The 20,743-nt window shown below is 36.8% G+C and carries 17 protein-coding genes, 1 pseudogene and 1 riboswitch; of the genes and pseudogenes, 5 read left to right on the forward strand and 13 right to left on the reverse strand.

All coding sequences use genetic code 11. The features are described 5' to 3' along the window. Positions 1 to 734: 734 nt before the first annotated feature. Positions 735 to 1,817, reverse strand: coding sequence for a DNA sulfur modification protein DndB (locus ABC371_RS24445; RefSeq protein WP_412899202.1), 1,083 nt, complete (start codon positions 1,815 to 1,817; stop codon positions 735 to 737). Positions 1,818 to 2,063: 246 nt separating this feature from the next. Here ABC371_RS24445 and ABC371_RS24450 point away from each other — a divergent pair, with 246 nt between their 5' ends. Both ABC371_RS24450 and ABC371_RS24455 read left to right on the forward strand, forming a co-directional pair. Then, the gene (locus ABC371_RS24450; RefSeq protein WP_412899203.1) at positions 2,064 to 2,642 is read left to right on the forward strand and encodes a hypothetical protein; all 579 of its coding nucleotides are present in this window, start codon (positions 2,064 to 2,066) and stop codon (positions 2,640 to 2,642) included. Beyond that, positions 2,639 to 4,462: a hypothetical protein gene (locus ABC371_RS24455; protein WP_412899204.1), complete on the forward strand. Its 1,824-nt coding sequence runs from the start codon at positions 2,639 to 2,641 to the stop codon at positions 4,460 to 4,462. The genes ABC371_RS24450 and ABC371_RS24455 overlap by 4 nt, the downstream gene beginning before the upstream one ends. A 1,112-nt stretch (positions 4,463 to 5,574) precedes the next feature. Here ABC371_RS24455 and ABC371_RS24460 read toward each other — a convergent pair. The 3 genes from ABC371_RS24460 to ABC371_RS24470 form a co-directional block, all read right to left on the reverse strand. After that, positions 5,575 to 5,892 carry a nucleotide pyrophosphohydrolase gene (locus tag ABC371_RS24460; RefSeq protein ID WP_412899438.1) on the reverse strand — a complete coding sequence of 106 codons (318 nt, stop codon included), beginning with the start codon at positions 5,890 to 5,892 and terminating at the stop codon, positions 5,575 to 5,577. A gap of 300 nt (positions 5,893 to 6,192) precedes the next feature. Further along, entirely contained in the window at positions 6,193 to 6,426 is a 234-nt protein-coding gene (locus ABC371_RS24465; protein WP_412899439.1) for a DNA/RNA helicase domain-containing protein, read from the reverse strand. 60 nt (positions 6,427 to 6,486) lie between these two features. Beyond that, entirely contained in the window at positions 6,487 to 8,340 is a 1,854-nt protein-coding gene (locus ABC371_RS24470; RefSeq protein ID WP_412899205.1) for a DUF2075 domain-containing protein, read from the reverse strand. Between the two features lie 619 nt (positions 8,341 to 8,959). Further along, a riboswitch (SAM riboswitch) is annotated at positions 8,960 to 9,062 on the forward strand. Positions 9,063 to 9,161: 99 nt separating this feature from the next. Between ABC371_RS24470 and ABC371_RS24475 the strand changes: the two genes are divergently transcribed. Then, positions 9,162 to 9,494 carry a hypothetical protein gene (locus ABC371_RS24475; RefSeq protein WP_412899206.1) on the forward strand — a complete coding sequence of 111 codons (333 nt, stop codon included), beginning with the start codon at positions 9,162 to 9,164 and terminating at the stop codon, positions 9,492 to 9,494. 147 nt (positions 9,495 to 9,641) lie between these two features. Here ABC371_RS24475 and ABC371_RS24480 read toward each other — a convergent pair whose 3' ends face one another. From ABC371_RS24480 to ABC371_RS24520, 9 genes and pseudogenes are all read right to left on the reverse strand, one after another. After that, positions 9,642 to 10,262, reverse strand: coding sequence for a hypothetical protein (locus ABC371_RS24480; RefSeq protein WP_412899207.1), 621 nt, complete (start codon positions 10,260 to 10,262; stop codon positions 9,642 to 9,644). Between the two features lie 76 nt (positions 10,263 to 10,338). Further along, positions 10,339 to 10,824: a GyrI-like domain-containing protein gene (locus tag ABC371_RS24485; RefSeq protein ID WP_412899208.1), complete on the reverse strand. Its 486-nt coding sequence runs from the start codon at positions 10,822 to 10,824 to the stop codon at positions 10,339 to 10,341. A gap of 264 nt (positions 10,825 to 11,088) precedes the next feature. Next, entirely contained in the window at positions 11,089 to 11,781 is a 693-nt protein-coding gene (locus ABC371_RS24490; RefSeq protein WP_412899209.1) for a hypothetical protein, read from the reverse strand. A gap of 322 nt (positions 11,782 to 12,103) precedes the next feature. Further along, positions 12,104 to 12,474, reverse strand: a pseudogene (locus tag ABC371_RS24495) (nucleotide excision repair endonuclease). 70 nt (positions 12,475 to 12,544) lie between these two features. Continuing rightward, the gene (locus ABC371_RS24500) at positions 12,545 to 13,156 is read right to left on the reverse strand and encodes a branched-chain amino acid aminotransferase (protein WP_412899210.1); all 612 of its coding nucleotides are present in this window, start codon (positions 13,154 to 13,156) and stop codon (positions 12,545 to 12,547) included. Positions 13,157 to 13,245: 89 nt separating this feature from the next. Beyond that, the gene (locus ABC371_RS24505; protein WP_412899211.1) at positions 13,246 to 14,538 is read right to left on the reverse strand and encodes a DEAD/DEAH box helicase; all 1,293 of its coding nucleotides are present in this window, start codon (positions 14,536 to 14,538) and stop codon (positions 13,246 to 13,248) included. A 348-nt stretch (positions 14,539 to 14,886) separates the two neighbouring features. Then, positions 14,887 to 15,492 (reverse strand): YdcF family protein, encoded by a 606-nt coding sequence (locus tag ABC371_RS24510; RefSeq protein WP_412899212.1) that lies wholly within the window; start codon positions 15,490 to 15,492, stop codon positions 14,887 to 14,889. 229 nt (positions 15,493 to 15,721) lie between these two features. After that, positions 15,722 to 16,918, reverse strand: a complete 1,197-nt coding sequence (locus ABC371_RS24515) for an MFS transporter (RefSeq protein ID WP_412899213.1) — start codon at positions 16,916 to 16,918, stop codon at positions 15,722 to 15,724. Positions 16,919 to 17,467: 549 nt separating this feature from the next. After that, positions 17,468 to 18,952, reverse strand: coding sequence for an amidase family protein (locus ABC371_RS24520; protein WP_412899214.1), 1,485 nt, complete (start codon positions 18,950 to 18,952; stop codon positions 17,468 to 17,470). A 362-nt stretch (positions 18,953 to 19,314) separates the two neighbouring features. Here ABC371_RS24520 and ABC371_RS24525 point away from each other — a divergent pair, with 362 nt between their 5' ends. Both ABC371_RS24525 and ABC371_RS24530 read left to right on the forward strand, forming a co-directional pair. Beyond that, positions 19,315 to 19,539 (forward strand): hypothetical protein, encoded by a 225-nt coding sequence (locus tag ABC371_RS24525; RefSeq protein WP_412899215.1) that lies wholly within the window; start codon positions 19,315 to 19,317, stop codon positions 19,537 to 19,539. 210 nt (positions 19,540 to 19,749) lie between these two features. Then, positions 19,750 to 20,592, forward strand: a complete 843-nt coding sequence (locus ABC371_RS24530; RefSeq protein WP_412899216.1) for an aldo/keto reductase — start codon at positions 19,750 to 19,752, stop codon at positions 20,590 to 20,592. The last annotated feature ends 151 nt before the right edge of the window (positions 20,593 to 20,743 follow it).

Below are 20,743 nucleotides of genomic sequence, written 5' to 3' on the forward strand. Positions count from 1 at the left end.
TGAAGTCTTATTTATAGTTCATCAAATGTAACTCATTCCCTCTTGTAGATAGTTCAAATTCTTCTTTTCCATCTACAATTTCATAAAGACCATAAGAATCAGCATAACAAACATTGTTCCAACCAAGAATAGCCTTCTGTCCGTTAAACCACTTTTACGATAATTCCATCGCATGTAAAACTAGCTCAACGGAATCTAAAGTAACAGTAAATGCTTTTGGAGATAAGCCAAATCAATCCGAATAGGTTCTGATTTTAAATACAAAAACTCCACCTTCATTAACCTAACTTCATAGTTATTTACTGTCTTTTTTCTTATGATTGTTCATCCCCATTGATGAATTGATAAAGATAAAATTCTGTTGCTAAATCATCCTTTTCCCAATAAACAACTAAGTCACTATTATTGACATAGATTAGCTGTTTGATGGTATAAGTGATAACTAGCCTATATTACCGATAGTCGTTTTGATAACTAAGAGAATCCGTACTGAAAATAATACATGAAGGAACTTCTTATATAGAATTAAAGTACGAAATAGTGTTATCACATAGTTGAAATTGGTTACGGTTATTATAAGACTTGGGTTACTCCTCCACTATTGAAGTGTAAATGGTGCTAAAACTGATGTCACACTGCAAAATAGCGTTCCACTATTATAGGAGGCTCAATAATTTAAACATAACCAAAAAACATCGAGCGGCTCAAAAGTTTACGAGCCACTCGATATTTCGTTACTTACCCAATTCTTTTTTTAGTGCTTCATATACGCCATTAATTCCTGCACTTGTACCAGTAAAGACAAACTTTTTCTTCTCTGGAATGTAGCTTCCTCCATAGCCTTCCCATATTGGACTGCTATGAGACCAATTAATTGTGCCTAACTTTTTAATTTCACTTTGCCAGTCAATGCTATTTTGTTTATAAATCACTTCATTTAGGTACTTTCCAACCCCTTGAATCGTAGCGGCTGTACCTATAAGATACTCTTCACGATTGGTTGCATCTTCTGGTAACACTTCGAAAAGCAAATTAATGATTTCATCAAGTGTATTGTAGTAATCATTATACGTTTCGATGTTTAATAAGCCCTCTTTATCCTTATTTGCACCAGTGATGATGTAGCATAACATGTTTCTTAATGTAGAGAGAACCATAATTTGTTTATTATTTCCACGTATTTGAGTTTTTTGAGTTTCAACCCCTAAACGTAGCAATTGCTCGTTATTTTTAGCTAAATCTTTTGCTAATTTATTATATTGATCACTCGAATCAAAATTTAAGGCAATGGACTTGTTTGGTTTTCCTGCTAGTAGGTTTAAATCATGGAACAGTTGTTGCTCACCTTTTTGGTCAATTCCAGTAAAAATCACTACTGGAATAGTCATATTTTCTAAATTATTTAGCTTTTCTATAAGCTTTTCTCTTTCATTATGGTTGCTTGTGTTTTCTATGTTCTCTTTTAATGTAGCAATGGCTAACTTAATAGCCTCAGATCGATGTTGTCCATCATTAATCGAAAAAACTGTACTAATATCTACATCAATTGTAGATTCTTCTTCGTTATAATCAATTTCATCCTTACAAGTGACTGTAATAGCACTTAAAAAGGTCATTCTTTTTTTATCAAGACCATCTAAAATATACTTTGCAATGGATTTCACACGTGGTTTATTCAGTCTACGTTGAACTTCTGGAAAAACCTTAAAGAAACTTTCAAGCTTATTGAAAGGAATCATCGTTACATAAGTATCTCTGCCAAATTGATTTCCTTTTGACCCTTTAAACGAGATTTTTATTGAATTCATTATTGACATTTGACCACCTCTACTTAGTTATAAACTAAATTTATCATTATTATTGAGCAATTACAATATATAATTGCATTTTTCATTCATAATAAATCAGCCGCCCAAATACAATGGTAATAACATTTATTTCAGCCGCTAGGTATATTTCAACTTTTTTTATTTGTTTTTTAAAAAATGTTTGACAAATGTTCCAATGTGTTGTTTAATGTTATAAAAAGGTGAGCCGCTCACAAAAAAACAGGGGGTATATTCATGATTACAACAGTAAATAAGGGTCTTTTATTGAATGAGGTAAAAGTAGTTTGTAATATTGAGAAAAGTAAAGAAATTATTTCATTTCTTACAAAGAAAGGCTACTGGGATGATAACAGCGTGTGGAGATACTTAGGTGACAACGAAAATAACTATGCTAGCATTGGGAATCAGCAAAGCCATCCCGTTTCCTCTATTGTGGAAAAAATCGTCAATGCATTTGATGCAATCATAATGAACATTGCAAAAGAAATGGGAATTGACTTATACAAAATTTATGACCCGGCTAAGACGAAAGCAAACATAATGGCACACATTCAAAAATCTACTAGCACAGCTACTGAAGAAAAAAGAATCCAAGATGATATGTCGCGATTAGTCGCCATTTCATTAACAGGTGGAAAGAATCCCGATAATCCCAATGTTACTATTGCAGATCGTGGTGAAGGACAAACACCTGATAGTTTACCAGATACGATTCTATCATTAGCTAAAAGTAACAAAATTCGAATTCCGATTGTTCAAGGCAAGCATAACATGGGCGGAAGCGGTGAGCAAAGTTTACCGATTTACAAGTGATCATTACTCGTAAAAATCCAGCTGTCGTCAATTCTACACATCCCCGTGATAATCAATGGGCCTTTACTGTTGTCAGACGTAGACCCCCTACTGGAGAAATGCGGAGTTCAGTCGTCGAATATTTAGCTCCTATTGATGCGGACAAATATCCGAAGAAAGGATTAGTCTTAGGATTTGACGCAGATACATTTCCGATTATGCCAAATTCTACAACCTTATGTGGTACGGAAGTTGAGTATGGAACATTTATTAAATTATTTGATTATGAAGTGGGTTCCCATAAAACTAGTATTCTCTTAGACAACGGATTAGGCCATGCGATTAAGATGCGGTTACCGAAGATGACATTACCTGTTCGTTTTTGTGAATTCCGTAATTTTAAAGCACAAGGTTCAAAAAATGTATATGCTGATGGACTATTAAACTACTTTTCTGATTCTCGTAAAAAAGATGTAGAAGACGGTTTCCCTACTCACAGTACAATGACGGTAGAAGGAGAGACTCTTAACTGCTCCACGTATGTATTTAAACGTAAATCGCTTTCTAAATTCTTACGAGGCACAGGTGTTATTTTTTCGTTAAATGGTCAGACACATGCAATGCTTGATAAGACGATTTATGCACGTAAGCGGCTCAATCTTAACGAAATCAAAGATGATACATTAACCATCGTTGATTGCTCTCATCTCTCAAATGCCGCTATTGAGAAGTTGTTTATGAACAGTCGCGACCGTTTAGTTGACTCACCATTTGCTGAAGATGTAAAGAAAAAGCTGGAAGATTTTCTCGCATATGATGAAAGCCTTAGAAAATTAAATGAGTCCCGCGTTCAAGAATTGATTAAAAATAGCATGGCTGATAATAAGCCATTGGCAGACGCTTTAAAGAAGGTTGTAAAGAACACAGAAGTTTTAAACCAGCTATTAGACTTCGGAATTGATGTTCCTAGTGGTGAGAAAAAAGGATCTGGCAATGATGACGGAGGAAGCAATGGCTCCGAGACATTCATCGGAAAAGAAATTCCAACCTTCTTTCGATTTTATGGTCAACAAGATGGGTATGTATTGGAAGCAAACAATCAAGAAGGAAAGAAATCTCGCATTAAATTCGAAACGGATGCCAACAATGACATTTTTAGCCGAGATGGTTCAGATTGGAAAAGTCAATTATTTATCATACAGAATCAATCGCAACTTGTTTCATTAGACAGCTCCCTAAACCTTAAGAACGGTAAAGCGTCACTATCATTCAATCTACCTAGTATCTATAAGGAAAATGATGTAGTACGGTGTAGATTCGATGTAAAAAGTGACGATGTAGACGAGATTTTTAGCAATGAATTTGAAGTTACCGTTGTTAAGCCGTTCGCTTCGTCTGGAGGTAATAGTGGCGGTGGCGGCGGTCAAGGCGGTAATGATACTGGCTCTACTGGCGGGACAGGAAACACTACGAAAAGTAAACTAAAGCTCCCTAATATGTCCACTGTAACAAAGGAAAAATGGGATCAATACGATTTTAGCGCGAACAGTGTACTTAAAATTATTGATACTGCTGACTCGTTGAATTTCGTGTTCAATGCTGATAACAAAGTATTAAAATCAGAGGTGACTTCTGCTCGTCAAAGCCATAAAGAGCTAACTAAAAATAAGTTTATCTACGGAATGACGATGTTGGGACTTGCTGCATATTCCCTAGTAAAAGAAGAGGATGACAATCCTAAGGGGTTTTCCACTGTAGAAGATGCTGAAAAAGTCTGTGACGTTTATGCTCCGTTTATTATTCCAACATTGAACATGTTGAATTCGATTACGTCTGAGTAATGATCATTAAGAATGCACGTGCGCATTTCGCACGTGCTTATTCGTTTGCACTAAAGCTTCAACCCTATAATCGTATATATGGCACTTCCTTCAACCGTTCATCAATATCATCTAGTAGCACTCTCTCCTGCTCATCTATTGACAAATGATGCATCCTCTGAATCAATAGCATATATCCTTTCCGTCCTACCCACTCAAACTTTTCCCTTTATATGAACCAGAAATTTATCAGTGGTCAAATAATAAACGGCGTCCTCATCATATGGGAGTTCCATCCGCTCGTACTCCACATTCTCTTTCGTATTCTTCTCCACTTTCATCAACTAATACTACATTAAGATTTTTCACTTTTTGTACCTCCTAGTAAGATAATTTTTTCCATAACACACCTTACCTTAATGAGTTTCACTATTTATAGTAATTAATCCAATCCACCAATACCGTCAATAATCATTTTTACTTTAAAAAAAGTAGGTGTAATTTGAAAAACAATACTTTAAAAAGAAAAGGTGCCTATCCCCTTCTGCATTAAAGCACTGAAGGGAAGGCAACCTTTCACTCAGTATTAATTAAAAATTTAATTAATTAACAATACTATTTATTGTTAATTGTACTTTACTTTTAAAACTATTAAAGTCCTTTCTTTCTACATTACAAATTCTATTATTATCGTGTTAACCTGCTTGATAAAAAATATTTTCACAAAGTAATTTTAAATTTAAGATTTGTTGCACAGTAATGGTCTGGTCTACTGTGCATTATAAGCCGCCTATGAAATTATAGAATGGTTACTTCGAAGTCAATCAAAGGTATTCTCTTGTATAAAAAATGTGTAAAATGAGTTCAAAACCAACCTTTTTCATCCTTTTCTACGCAAAACAAAAAACACCTACAAATGGTGAAATAAACATTTTGTAGGTGTTCTATCTATTCTTAATTTAACTCAATTTTACCTAAAGATATCTGTGGTCGGGGTCGAATTAATATTTTTAGCCAGTCCCTAGTGTGCTAAAGCAGTATCGTATTGCACTAGGAATCGTGCCCTTTTATCAAAAAAATACAACAATATATATAATTGCTCACTTCATAGTATGAAAAATAGTAACTCAACCTTATAAATCCATATATTTCTTACTTGATCCAAAAGACTTATCAACCGGATATTTTTGTTTGTTTTTACGTACCTTTTCTTTAATTGCCTGTTCTAGATTTATTTCTAGCTCATTAGACATTAATAAAGCATAAATAACCACATCTGCCAATTCATCGATAATATTATCCATTTTATCTTCTTCGGCTTCTTCGCTTGTTTTCCATTGAAAGTTTTCTAATAACTCGCTTGCTTCTAACGAAAGTGATATAGCTAGATCCTTTGGATTGTGGAATTTCTGCCAATCTCTTTCATCCCGGAAGTCTACAATTTCTTCAATTAATTGGTCAAAGACTGATGTTTCAAAATCAAATCCTTCATCCTTTAAATCCTGATAAATTTGTTCAGCTTCCTCATATTGGGAAGAAGGAACAATCAATGAAATATAACTAGTTGGATTGCCTTTAATATCTTCATAGTCGTGCCATTGTGTTTGCCAATTGATTTCAGGATAGTTTTCTTTTAGTTCTTTCATTATTTTATCTAGTCTCTTACTATCTCCAATATTAAATGAATCCAAATACTCCAAAATCAACGCTCCTTCTTTGCTTTCTCAAAACTGTTTTAATAAAAGGACTTTTTAATGATAATTCCCTTTTTCCTCTGCAACCTTCATATTTCCATAATTTTGTCCGAGGCTACAATATAATTTTAATAAACGTGCTCTAAGATTCGGATTACTTGCAAATATATATAGACCCTTTATTCCTCTTTTTAATAAAACATTAATCGAGTTTAGTATGATTTTTTCTTTAATATACTCAGGATCATCAAATTCATCCTTACCTCTAAGAGCATCTGTAAAAAGTAACAGGTACGAGAATTCTTCCTTACCAAAGAAACCCGCTTTTCATTCTATAGCTCAAAATTATTTTTATATATTATTACTACAACTCTTCATATACCTTCCCAACTCCTCATCACAGCAGTATACATAACACCCCTTCATCCCTCTAGTCATTAGTGTTTTATATGTATTCCTTACAAGGTCAAATAGAGGGTCTGGTTGTCCTTTCTTTGGCTTGGCTGGTCTTGCACCTTTGTCCTTAAATTCATCTCTATTTACAATAAGTGAAGATGTTCCTGGATCATATCCAAGATCTTTTCCAATAACTACTCCGACATAATCCATTTCAAGCCCCTGAACAGTATGGATGCAGCCTATTTGGTAAGCACACTCCGGATGTATTGCCCAATCAATACGTTTTGGATCGTTCCATGGTAATGCAAAGTCATGTTCTTCAATATATACATCTTTTGGTAGTTCTCTATGATTTCCTTTTGTGTTCCACTCCCATGCATAACCGGCAAGGAGTCTTCCTCCTCGTTTCTCTACAATTTCTTTTGTTAGGTCATGTGGGTTTGAGACAACCTTAAAGTCAAATTCACCTTCAAGTTCAACTTTTTCATTTGTATACCCTAATAGACTATCTAACCATGCGATGTAGTTTCCAGATCCTGAGCAACGGTATTGGGACTCTAGTTCCACTGTATGAATTTCAGCACCTAGCTTTGCGGCCTCTTCTTCTATTAGTTTCGCACTGCCAATATCCTTTTTAGAGATAATTTGTTGATCATCAACAAAAAAGACACTTACCTTTGAGGAGCGAATAATTTGTGTTGCTTGGTTTTCACCTTCAATTTTCTTCTGCATGTGCCCTTGTTGCTTTAATCGGTGTGCCTCGTCACATATTAGTACGTCAAAATAATCTTTAGGTGTTTGAACATAGGCGGCCGACCCTTTGAATAAATCTCTTACCTCTACATGACCTGATGAACCTACTAACTTCTTTCGAAGAATTTCACGGAAAGATTGGTTTGGTGTTATGTACTCAGCATACGCTCTAGTTTTTAACAGATAACTCATTAAGTTGAGTCCAATAACTGACTTCCCTGTCCCAGGTCCACCTTTTATTATAATCGCATGCTTTTGACCTTCTGATTTGTTTAACCTGTTATACATGCTAACCACTTTTTCGAATGCAACCTTTTGTTCATCTAAAAGAATAAATTCCTCATTTCCTTCTATTAGTGACCCCACAGTATCTACGAGCTTTTTAGAAGGACGAATCCTCCCATGCTCTATAGCTTCTGCAATCCCAGCACCATTACCTTCCGCAACCGTTTCTCTAATTCTTTTAGCTAATTCCCTATCACTAAACTGAAAAAACAGTGGAGACTCTTTTAAATACATCGTGTATCTTGGATCAAGTAATGGTTCGTAAGTTGGATTCTGAATATAATTATGCAAATATGCACATGAAGAAAGCTGAATTGAAGTATCAGTGTACAGTGATTCATTAAAATTAAGCAGAAACCGCTTATACGAAGTAGCTTGATATGATGGATGGACCGTTTCACGTTCCCTTCCTCCAAGAAAAGTTGTTACGATTCCATTTCCCTCAGCTACTTTAGCCTTCTGCCACTGCTTTAATTCAATTATCATTGCATTTTTCTTTCCTTTTTTATCCTGACCAGTGATTATAAAATCAATTCGCTTTTGAGTAGATGGGAGCTTGTACTCTAGTAAGACATGAGTATCCTCTTTTAGTTCTGCATCCCTAATAACTCTTGCCATCTGTGGAAGAGAATTCTCCCATGAACGAAGCTCGCTATCGGAGACCACCTTGTTCATTCGCTTATATAAGTTCTTTTTTAGTACGTATCCAATTTTGTTCTCATAGATATGGTTGATAAAGTTGTTAGACGTTTCGTTATAGATAATCACTACAATAATGCCTCACTTTTAATGAACTCTATATTTTTAAAAACATTTAAATGTAAAATAGTGTAATCTACATATCATTTTAGCATTTAATACCTTTTAAAGTGTAGTTTCTTGAATAAGGTCTTGTTTAATACCGATCTAATCTAAAGAAATAAGACCAGCCCCAAGTGCAGCAAAGCATGACACACTTGGGGGACAGTCACCAGAATTCAACATTAGTGAGTGCTATTAAATTAACTCATTTTCTCCTAAAAATAATGGTAATCGGTTGAACTACATTAAGAAAACACTCTCATCCTTAACTCAACTTCTATATCCCAAAACCTCCTGGATGGGAGGATTGCCAATCAGGATCCTGCGATTTATGAGGAATTTTAATTAGATTTCCTAGCACATTTTGCAGGCTACCAATACTTTGATTGATTTCACGTGTCCCTGATGGAGGGTGTGCCTTAATTAGCGTAAAGTAAAGGTCAAAGTCATCGTGAAAGCTTTCCATTTGGATAGTTGCCTTGTTCCTAAACTTAATGGTGGAAAATCTTATATATATTAATGGAACATCACAGTTATTCATTTGACGATACATAATGGTTGCAGTTATACTATATATAATTCAATAAGGTTATCAAGAGTGAACTAGAGTCCTGGCTCAATGACTTCACAGCAACCTGCCAATTGGTAAGGTGCTCCAACCAGCAAAGCACTGCTTTGAATGATGACGATCGGCTTAGGGCTCTTTGTTGTGTTCATATGCAATGAAGAGCCTTTTTCATTGTTTTCTTCTTGTACCTTATTGATTTTAAAGTTTAGGAGGAAGAAAGATGAATACTTCAGGATTTTTAAGAGGAATGATGTCAAAAAATATGGAGGAAGAGAAATTTTTGATTCATGTTGCGACTTGCATTGAACAAGAGCTGCAGGAATGGGATCCAGATGGTAAAGTGATTGTCGTGAGGCTCGAGAACTATGTATTGTTTGTTTTAGGTAAACTAGACTCTTACCAACTTACAATCACTGAAACAGAGTTAACAACCCTTCAACAAAGAGGTCCGTATGCCCTAGATAGAAAAATTTGGAGGGATTTAGAGCAACAAGGTCTTCAGATCATACGAGGTTCTGGAAATTATTTAGGATATGTATTTATGGAAAGGTAAGATATTTAGGGAATTTATGGCCTGACCTCATGCACATTAATGCTTTAATGCACTAGAGGGCAGGCTCTCATCATTGTACATAGTGTCACTGGTCTCATATGTAGCTATTTGTATATCAAATTGTTATGTTTCTCCTCTCTCTCTGGTTCAACCGGTAATTAAACTAAAAATACGTTCATACGCATCATATATTTTATTTGCCTCTTCTGGTTGTTTGAACTCATCTTGATATTGACCGACAAACAAATCTAATTCACGAAAATCAATCAAAATATTTACCAAAACTTTTGGAATTTCCTCCCACGAATAAACCTCATCGATAATTTCATATAATTCCTGATAGATTCTTTCAAATTGTTGTTCATCCAGTCCCTTGCCATTTTGAAGTTTTTTAAAAAAATTTCCGTTTTCGTTGATTTTCTCAATTACCTTGGCAATCACTCTGGCTTTTTCGGGTTCTATTTCCCCCTTATCTTTCGTACATCTTTGAATCAGCTTTTTGGTATTTTCGGCTGCTTTCTTAATGCGGACTGATTCTTCATCACCATATATGAATGAAAAGTTGTACAGTTCATCGTATAGTCCAACTAAAGTATGGACGACTTCTCCCGGTATACTTGCACGACTCTCCCATTCATCTGCACAGACAGTGAGTGCCTTCACTAACTTTTCATATTCTTTTTCTTGGAAACCATTTCCCATTCGCAGCTCTACGAGTAAATTTATTTCTGCCTGTTCAAAGACGTCGATGATCTCTTTGTCTTTCACAATCTCACTCTCCTCTGAAAAGGTCTTGGAAAAACGAGGGACTGTTACCGCGTTTCATGGTGAACGTTGGGTCGATTTACTTTTTAACAATCGGTATAAAAATATCAAAGTGCGGATCACTAGGGTCGCGATCCAATGGATAATGTTCATGTTTTATTGGCATATATGGATCATAGTAAACTACACCTGTTTCCCTATATGCAGAATAATCACTATCAAATAGCCATTCATGTAGATCCGTATAGGTCTTTTGTATATCCTCTCCTTTGTGATGTGTTGTTTTCACATAAGTCAATTGAGGAACCTTTATTTCAATCATCCCATCAGGAATTTCCTGACTATCACTTACTTCATATACTGCATAATGCGCGAAACCATTTTCAATTACATGATAAGATAGACCTAATTGAACATGAGGGTTCAGCTTGTCATCTAACTCAATGGCACGTTCTTCCATTTGCCCAATCACGTTTTTTAAATTCGGTACAATCTCAGAGAATGTCCCTTCCCACTTTAATCCCACTGCCCGATAGCCAGGTAATGTGATAATTTCATAGCTCACTTTATTTCCTCCTTCTCAATAAAAGTGTCGTAGATTCCTAGTTTACAGGTTTTATTAACTTTGGTAGCGCTTCTAATATTCATTTTATCATCTTCCATAACCCAATACACATTGTAAAACGAGGGGGCAGTTCCGGCGTTTCAATGCGAAACGTTGAAACCGTCCCTCTGTTCCTCTTTTTATACCTATTAAAAAGGACCTAACCCCCAACGCATAAAGCATTACTGCGTTGATGATCAGGCCCCAGAATACATATTTTCTGTTTTATTCTGAGCACATATTTATAGATAAGCTACTATCTGGTATAGGAATTGCTCCCTCCCAATTTGGATCACCTACTGAATTTATTCGAAGTGTTGTTCCAACAATAATTGTTTCTATAGAAAAGAACATTAAGTCGGGTTCATCTGGGGTGTTGTTTTCTAGGAAAACAAGAAAAAATGTAGCATACCTAGGTGATCCAATGGTTGGGGTGTATAATCCAAATGCACTTATTTGTTGATAGGTTGTACTTGGTATCCTATCGCTAACAACGAAGTTTTCTATACATTGGACTACCTCTATAGAAAGAGGAATAAAGGAGAAGCTTGCTATGCCATCCGAAGAATCAGAGTCTGTAAAAATGAGTGAAAAATTATTACCCACATTCGTACAACTTGGGCAAAGATTACCTGCAAACGTTAATCTCCCTACTTGATTTTGAATCTGAGGCACATCATCACCGAAAGTTCTAAATTCAAGTGTGATTTCCTGATTAATTGTAAATATGGAAGAACACTGACATGGAGTATCAGAATTAATTAATGGAGGAATACCTGGTGGACCGGGTTCGCCTTGTGGTCCAGTAGCACCTCGATCGCCTGTTGGACCTGTTGGACCCTGAATCCCTTGGGGGCCTTGTGGACCCGTTGGTCCTCTTTCACCAGGGGGACCTTTCCGTCCGGGTTTTGATGACATTATCATGCAATCACAACAACTACATAAGTTATTGCAATTACAGTTACAGTTACAACTGCATTTCTTTCCCATTATCATACATCCATCCTTTCTTCTTTATTACTAACTTATGAAAAGGAAGAAAAAGGGGATTGTACTGATGTGAGCATTTCGTCCAAATTGAGAAAAACGCCTAATTTTTTTTAAAAGCGTCAAAGTTCCGTGTTCCGTCACAGTGGCCACCCGAAGATTGTCGAATTTTTAATATTTTTATACCTAAAAAAAAAGGACCAGACCCCCGAACGGTAAATGACTACCGCACTGGGGACTGGCACCTATATTTTTAATAAAAGACTTTATCAACGTTATATTTGGATCGGAGTTTATTTATGATGTAAGTTTCATAAATTTCTCGTTCCATTGGGTCTTCTACAATGCAAATATCAATTTTATGCACTTCGTCTCTGTGCATTTTAATCGGAGAAACCGTATCTTCAAAATGTTTTTTTATTCTTTGACGCAGTTTCGCGCTTTTCCAACAAAAAGAAGCTCATCATTTTTATTAAAGAATAAGAAAATGCCACCTTTATCTCTTGGTATTAGATGGAAATCAATAAATCCGTAAATATCCTTGATTACTGGTTCATTTTCTTTCGGAATTTGTTTCCGTTCTGTAATCGTAAGATCTGGAGTAGGTATGGTAATTTTTATCACGTTCAATCACGTCCCTTTTCTGTATAGAGGTAAATGGTATCATATATAGGATGGAAATGCGATTTAACAGTTAACTTACGTCCATGCTTCTTTCTTCCGTTCTCTCTACCAATTTAAATAAGAATCGATAAATTAGCCGATATGCTTCCTCTAATGACATCTCCTCTTTGAACCCATTCACGTAATTCAAAGCGAAATTCAAGTCCCATAAGCCATCATTTTGATTAAACATCAATTCAAATTTTGCTTCATCTCCAAGTAAATCTTTTCTTAGGTTTTCTTTAAGAGTGGCCTCAAACTTTTTCTGCAGCTTCAATCCTACCATGACGTCGTATGTTCCAAATACATCATTCACTTCAAACGCAATTGCATCAACTCCGATTAGTTCCAACCAACTTGATTCAAAGTATAGAAATTCATTCTTGTGTTTTTGAAGGTAGTCAATCGGGTGTTCTAAAAATGAGAATGATTCTTTAGAGAGTGTTTCTTCTGTTTCTTTATCACATCTTTCTATGTATGCTTCAAGGAAACGTGTAGTCGGATCTTTTTCTAATAATGTAACGTCATCTGAGATCAATTTATATTTTTCAATGTACTCTTTTTCCTCTTGATATAATGCGATTTGTTGCTCTTTACTCACCAACTCTGATGAAATGTATTGTTTCAATTGTTTATGTAACATGGGTGTAGCCTCCTGAATTTGGTGCCTTCCCCCGGTAGACTAAAGCGTCATTCCAGAGGTAAGGAAGTCCATTATGTATTATTTACTCTTTAGCGAGAACGTCTTCTACCTTTTGGTGAAGTGCTTGAATTTCTTTTTGTTTGACTATCATTCGGTTTTCTCTTTGAAGACCCATTGCTACTGTCTTTTCGATTACCTTCAGGGCGCTTTGTTTTTTTAATTTGCTCGTTTCTTTCTTTCTGATAGTCCTCCTTATCAGGGATACTTACTCCTTTAATCACTTGAATTTCGAATTTTTGATGAATCCCTTTTTCAATCATTCGGAGGAACTCCAGATCCTTAGGTGCCACTAACGTAATGGCAACCCCATCGCCACCTGCACGGCCAGTTCGTCCAATCCGGTGAACATAGCTTTCAACATCTTGTGGAATATCATAGTTATAGACATGTGTTATCCCTTCTACATCAAGTCCCCGTGCAGCAACGTCTGTTGCAACTAAAAACTGCGTTTTCGCTTCACGAAATCGTTTCATCGCTTTTTCACGTTTGGACTGTGGTAAATCACCATGCAGTTCATCTGATTCATACCCGTTGGCAACCAATGCATCATGAAGCTTTTTAGCTCGTATTTTCGTTCGACAGAAGATAATCGCTAAAAAGGGGCGATGCTCTTCTATTAAATGCAATAAAGTGGCTTGTTTTCTCCGGTCCGTCGTTTCAATCACAACTTGTTTAATTTCTTCAACCGTGACTTTTTTTGCTTTCACTTCTATGAACTCTGGCTCTACCATATATTTTTTGGCAAGAGATTGAATTTCTTTCGGCATTGTTGCAGAGAACAGCATAGTTTGTCTAGAAGGGAATGTTTCTTGAATGATGTCATCTACCTCTGGAAGAAATCCCATAAGTAACATTTGGTCAGCTTCATCAATCACAAGCATCTGAATCGTTGAAAGATCAATTGTTCCACGGCGAATATGATCTAATAACCGACCAGGCGTTGCAACGACAATATGTTGAGCTCCTTTTAACTTTTTTAATTGATGCTCAACATCCTGACCACCATATACAGCTAACACATTGACACCTTCTAGGTTCTCCTTCATTTTCTTAATCTCTTTTGTAATTTGCTGAGCCAATTCTCTTGTTGGCGTTAAAATTAGGGCTTGAACATTCGAATTATGTACATCAATCTTTTCAAGAATGGGAAGAACAAAAGCCAACGTCTTTCCTGTTCCAGTTTGTGCTTTTGCAATCACATCCTTCCCCTCAAGTACGGATGGTATCGTCCGTTCTTGTATGGGAGTTGGTTCCACGATACCTAATGACTTTAATGTATGGTTAATCTCTTTTCGAATACCGAGTTGTAAAAAATCTCGCAAGGCCAATCACTTCTCTTTTCGTATATTAATGTCCGTTTGTTTGTTCAAAGGCTTATCTACTATAGCATATTGGTTAGTATTTACAGAGTGAATTGGAATATTTATTATTGTCACAGTGACGCCTCGAATTTTGTCGATGGCTCAGAGGGACAGGTACCTTGACCCACCATAAATAGCACTAAACTTTTCAAATATTGCCTGCTCTAGCTCAATGCTTTTCTTTTCCCTACTTATGCATAATCTTTTTCGCTGTACTTATAAAGTTTGTTGTATTTCCTCATAATAAAGGGAACTTCCAATTATTAAAGTTCCCCTTGCTTCTATTCTATACCTTTTATGTGTGCGATTTTACAAATCTACTTTCATGTCACGCAATGCACCTTGTTTAACGTATTTTATTAGTTTTGCAGACTCATCTCGAACACGTTTTCTTCCTAATTCGGTTAAAAACCAGTTATCCTTACTGGTGAAAGTATCATCAGCAGGACATAACGTGTAGGTGATCCAACTAGGCATATATGTTTGTAATGTCAGATGTAATCGTTTCATATGGTAAGATGTCGTTACTACCAAAATTCGTTTTATCCTATATAGGTGAAATTCTCTGTTTAATACGAATAGAGAGGCTAATACATTTTCTAGTGTGTGCAATGACTGATCCTCTATAAGTATATCTTTTTCGGAAACACCTAACACTATGGCTTCTTTTTTCATCGAAACTGCTTCTGAGTAATCACTTCCCTTCCACTTCACACCACCTGAAAACAATAATTTACTGGCTCTGCCTTGCTTATATAATTCTACTGCTTTTGGTACACGATATTTAACGGCTTTACTGCTACCTGCCACCAATATACAATCTCCGTTCGCGAAATCATCTTCAATATCCGAAAATAAAAGCTTGGTCAGTTGGGCATCTGAGAGTTTTTCAACTTCTAACTCAGACAGATACATTTAAATGTTTCCCCCCTTTACATATTTATGCTATCTAAAATATACCACATTTTGGAAGTTTGGCAGTATGTACAGATGTATCAAAAAAAGCAATCCCATTAAATAGACTATTTCAATTTTTAAGTATCACATAAAAAGGGCCTGACCCCCAACACGGTAAAGCAATACCGCGCTGGGGGTCAGGCACCAGAATTAGGTAGAGGAATAGCGGAACAGTCCCCGTGTTTTACTAACTAGCCTTTGTATACGTTTTTTGATGGGCCGCTTTATTCCCATGCAGAGAAAAATATAAAAAGATACACAAAAACATGACAATGGCTAATGTTAAATACAATCCACGAAAGCCTAACATTGGAATAATGGCACCTAATAAGAATGGGCCAATGCCAACCCCAAAATCACAAAAAATCAGAAAAGTAGATGTTGCGAGTCCAACTCGGTGCTTGGGCGATTCTTTAATGGCAATGGCTTGAAAGCAAGATTGCATCGTTCCAAATCCAAGTGCAATAAACACACTTGATACGAGAAAGGTGAAGCCATTGTTCGATTGACTAAGAATCAATAAACCCAGAGCGTATGAAATGATGGATGGATATACAACTAAGTTATCTCCTTTTTTATCTAGTAATTTACCAGTGAGTGGCCTTGAGATCAAAAGAACGATTGAATAGACTAGAAAGAAGAAACTTGCTGCTTCTAGTAAGTTGATTTCAGTTGCATAAGGAGTCATAAAAGTCAAGATTCCTGAATAAACAAATCCCATAATTGCAATCATTAATGACATTGGGACGGCCTTTTTTTCAAAGAAATTTGAAAGTTTAAACCCCTTCAAGGAATTACGCTGTTCCTCGGTCATCACTGACCGTGGGATCCTTAAAAATAATGGGATGACTAAGCTAACAATTGACATAAGGGTACATACGATAAAAATCATAGTAAAGCCTGCGTGTTGGTTAATAAATAGGCCAAGGAATGGGCCAATTGATGTGGCTAATGTATGGTTCAAGAAAAAGTAACCAATTCCTTCCCCACGGCGTTCCTTTGGGATAATATCGATTACGATAGTGGCTAAAGCTGTTGTAGATATTCCGAATGCCACTCCATGAATGAAGCGAACCAACAGTAATAGATACATATTGGTGATGTTAAAATAGAGCAGAGTTGGTACAAAAAACAAAAGAACCCCTACTAATAGTACTTTTTTTCGACCAATTGTATCGAGATACCTCCCCGTAAAAACCCGAGAAAGGACAGCTCCAATGACAAAGATACTAGCAGCAAGACCAGCCATACTTTCTGAAGCATTAAATTGTTGAATGGCATAAACAGCCATGGTTGTTACTAATAAGAAATAGACTAATGCAATGAAAAAGGACGTGAAAAACATAATGATAAAGTCTTTCGTCCATAGTTTTGATTGTTTCAACCTTCCTGCCTCCGAATCTGCGATATGTTCATGATAGATGCAATAATGGTATCAGACTTCTTTCTCCTTTTTTAATTACTCATATTGACATAATTGACTACTATCTGCCTCTAATAAACCTTTTAAAATAAGTATATATGAAAAACTAAATTAGGAATAGTTTTAAAGTTCTGTCACAGTGACGCCCCGAAGATTTTCGAATTTATTTAAAATGGGCCTGACCCACTGGCCTTGCACACCTTTAAAGTAATTCCATATTTTCAAAAGAAAGTATTTATACACAAGAAAAAAACTCCTATTGTAGAAGTTGTTGACCTTGTTTTGTTCCCTAAACAAACAAGTCTTCTACAAAGGAGTTTTTACTTTGAGTAATAAAAGTATAGGCCGTGAATCCTCCGTACGGTGGAATCTACTAAAATACCCCAAAACCACCAACTGTAACAGAAGCTATTACAAGAAGGAATTGTAATGGCTTTTTCTGGTTTGTCTTGAAAACTGAGGGCAGCCCCTGTTGTCGTAACAAATAGTGTACTGACGAAAGACCATTTTTTAAAAACCAGGATACTCTTTCACCAGAACCCAAGAATCTGTCTTTTCAAGTTCACCTGCAAGCTGAAACAGAAGGTCTTCACGGCCACGCCTTGCCATAACTTGAACACCACATGGGAGACCATCCTTTGTAAGATGCATAGGTAGAGTCATTGCGGGTTGGCCGGTTAAGTTTGCAAGCTGGGTAAATGGTGTTCTCTCGAGGCTTTTGTTTGCCAATTGTTCAACAAAGCCTGACTTTTTCAAGATTCTTCCTAACCTTAGACCTCCTACAATTTTGATCAGTCCTTTTTCAAAAGGTGTTTGATCGAGTTCACCTATCCTTGATGGAGGGTAGGCAGTAGTTGGTGTTAGGTAAAGGTCATAGTCATCGTGGAAGCTATCCATTTGGAGAGCCGCCTGGTCCCAAAACTTCAGGCTTGCTAAAAACTCTTCTGTAGACACAGCTTTTCCAAGTAAATTCAGCATCCAAGTTGCTGGCTCTACATCGTTAAATGTGACCTTCCGTCCAATCACATCTTCAAGTGCAGTCAAGGTTGTAGCCACTTCTGCAAAATACAACATGAAATAGCTATTCGCTAATCTTTTACCGTCTACTGGCGCTGCTTTTTCAACAACGGTATGTCCCATCTCTTCTAGTAGCTTTATCGTTTTATGTACGGCCTCCTTACACTCCTGATCAACAGTGGTGCCTAAGGGAGACTCTGTTGCAAATGCTATTTTTAGCGGAGTTGTTATAGGCGTCATCGATGCCTCTAAATAAGACCCATTAAAAGGCGGCGCCATAAACGCATTGGCCCGGTCCATTTGATACTGGTCTAGCATGGCTGCACTATCCCTAACAGAGCGACTTAAAATATGATCGACTGATGCGCCCTGCCATACCCGACCTCTATCAGGACCAACTGGTGTGCGACCACGAGTAGGTTTTAAACCAAATAATCCACAAAAGGCACCAGGAATCCGAATCGAACCGCCGCCATCATTTGCACCTGCAATTGGAACCATTCCCGATGCGACTGCTGCTGCTGATCCTCCACTTGAACCACCTGGTGTATAATCCGTATTCCACGGATTCCTTGAAGGTCCATAATATGCAGGCTCCGTTATTCCCATTAACGCAAACTCTGGAACATTCGTCTGTCCTAAAATCGTGACACCCGTATTCCGAATTTGACGAACAAACTCACTATCATGATCGGCAAGAATTTCTTTCAGGAGTTTCGAACCACTTCCTAGTGGACGACCATTTACTTCCTGATTAATACTTTTCGTTAAGAAAGGAACACCCGCAAAAATTCCTGTTGATTCGGCGTGAGGAACTTCCTTTAGATCATCGTAAAATGTATCAATAACGGCATTAAGCACACCATTTTTCTTTTCAATTTCACGAATCGCCGCCTCCCGTACTTCTTCTACCTTCACTTCTTTCTTTTGAATTAACTCGGCTAACCCCAACCCGTCATATTGCTTGTAATCAAACACCAACCATCGCCCCCTTTTGTTTTGCAAACGTTTTATATTCTTCTCACAGAAGTCCCAAAATTTAGTTCCAACACAACCAAGTTCCCACTATTTACCTATTATTCTATCATTTTAATAACTACTTTTTTACGAAATCTTTTATGTATGTAAAAAAGAGCCAAAATACGCAAGTGGTGGTTAACAACCTGCATCATTTCGGCTCTTTTCTTATGGTTGAGCTGAAGGACATAGCTAATTGTTATGGTAGGTATATGTATTATTTGTAGACAACTTATCTTAATGTCTAATCAATTCAAAGATACTTGTCATATGTTAGTGAGGAAGGTTACTGGAGATGAGAAACTAACAGGAGGTGATTAAATATGCCATTTTATCCTCCAAACTCAGGAAGGAGACCATTCCCTCCAGGAAGATTTGGACCTCCAAATGGAATTAGAAGGCAGCCTCGTTCTTTTTTTACAACTCAAAATCAACAGGCACCAGCTTCTAGACTTCAAGGATTACAAACGGTTATGGGACACGTAGGAAAGGTTACAACCGGAATTAATATGCTAAGACAAATGGGAGGGCTTTTAAAGTTTTTTTAATAATTTAGTTATCTAGGAAGCTGTTATACTGAGAAATCCTTTACTAACAGCTTCTTCTCCTAAAACGCGGGAACGGTTCCGGCGTTTTTAGGAGAAGGGATCGAATGAAACAATAATAGTGGACACCTCCCTCTATTACAAACCTCCAAAATAGAGTAATTTTCAAGATTGTGATATTATTGCGATATTAATGGAGGGGAGTGTTGTTTTATGGAAATTAGAATTCCTGAGGTTACGTTAAATGATGGCTTACATATTCCTGTGATTGGTTTTGGTACATACCCGCTTAAAGGAAATGATGGAGTAAATGCCATCGTCAGTGCGATTCATAATGGCTATCGTCTGATTGACTCAGCTTATAATTACGAAAACGAAGGAGCGGTAGGAGAAGCAATTCGCCGTAGTTCTGTACCGAGACAAGAATTACTCATTACTTCCAAACTCCCTGGTCGCTATCACAATTACGACAAAGCAAAGGCAACTATTCAAGAATCTCTTTATCGAGCGAATCTTGATTATTATGATCTATACCTCATTCATTGGCCAAACCCTAGCAAAGATACATATGTAGAAGCTTGGCAAGCTTTGATTGATGCTAAAAAATGGGGACTTATTCGTTCAATCGGGGTTTGTAATTTCTTACCTGAACACTTAGATCGTTTGGAAAAAGAGACCGGTGTCAAACCAAGCATTAACCAAATTGAGTTACATCCGTTCTTTAACCAAGCTGAACAAAGAAAATATCATGAAGAAAAAAATATTGCGACAGAATCTTGGAGCCCATTCACTCGTGGAATTAAAGACCTAGAGAACGATACACTTCGAACGATCGCTGCACATCATAAGAAGACGATTCCACAAATCGTTTTACGTTGGCATTATCAGCTTGGAGCGATTTCCATTCCTAAATCAGCATCACCAGTTCGCCAGGTAGAAAACCTTTCTATTTTTGACTTCTCACTAGACGATGCAGAAATGGCTATGATTTCAGCATTAAGCCAGCCAGATGGAAGGATTGCCAATCAGGATCCTGCAGTTTATGAGGAATTTTAATTCGATTACCTAGCACATGTTGCAGGCTACTAAAAGTTTGATCGATTTCACCTAACTTTGACGGAGGGTGTGCCATAGTTGGAGTTAAGTAAAGGTCATTGGCGTCGAGATAGCTTTCCATTTGAAAAGCTGCCTTGTTCCAAAACTTTGG

It is taken from the genome of Bacillus jepli (assembly GCF_047238305.1).
Taxonomy (GTDB): Bacteria; Bacillota; Bacilli; order Bacillales; family Bacillaceae_L; genus Ferdinandcohnia.

Excerpts from the sequence above, each read along its gene's own strand:
- ABC371_RS24530 (WP_412899216.1), top strand. The coding sequence starts at position 19,750 with ATGGAAATTAGAATTCCTGAGGTTACGTTAAATGATGGCTTACATATT.
- ABC371_RS24450 (WP_412899203.1), top strand. The coding sequence starts at position 2,064 with ATGATTACAACAGTAAATAAGGGTCTTTTATTGAATGAGGTAAAAGTA.
- ABC371_RS24500 (WP_412899210.1), bottom strand. The coding sequence starts at position 13,156 with ATGTTACATAAACAATTGAAACAATACATTTCATCAGAGTTGGTGAGT.
- ABC371_RS24475 (WP_412899206.1), top strand. The coding sequence starts at position 9,162 with ATGAATACTTCAGGATTTTTAAGAGGAATGATGTCAAAAAATATGGAG.
- ABC371_RS24525 (WP_412899215.1), top strand. The coding sequence starts at position 19,315 with ATGCCATTTTATCCTCCAAACTCAGGAAGGAGACCATTCCCTCCAGGA.
- ABC371_RS24490 (WP_412899209.1), bottom strand. The coding sequence starts at position 11,781 with ATGTCATCAAAACCCGGACGGAAAGGTCCCCCTGGTGAAAGAGGACCA.
- ABC371_RS24445 (WP_412899202.1), bottom strand. The coding sequence starts at position 1,817 with ATGTCAATAATGAATTCAATAAAAATCTCGTTTAAAGGGTCAAAAGGA.
- ABC371_RS24510 (WP_412899212.1), bottom strand. The coding sequence starts at position 15,492 with ATGTATCTGTCTGAGTTAGAAGTTGAAAAACTCTCAGATGCCCAACTG.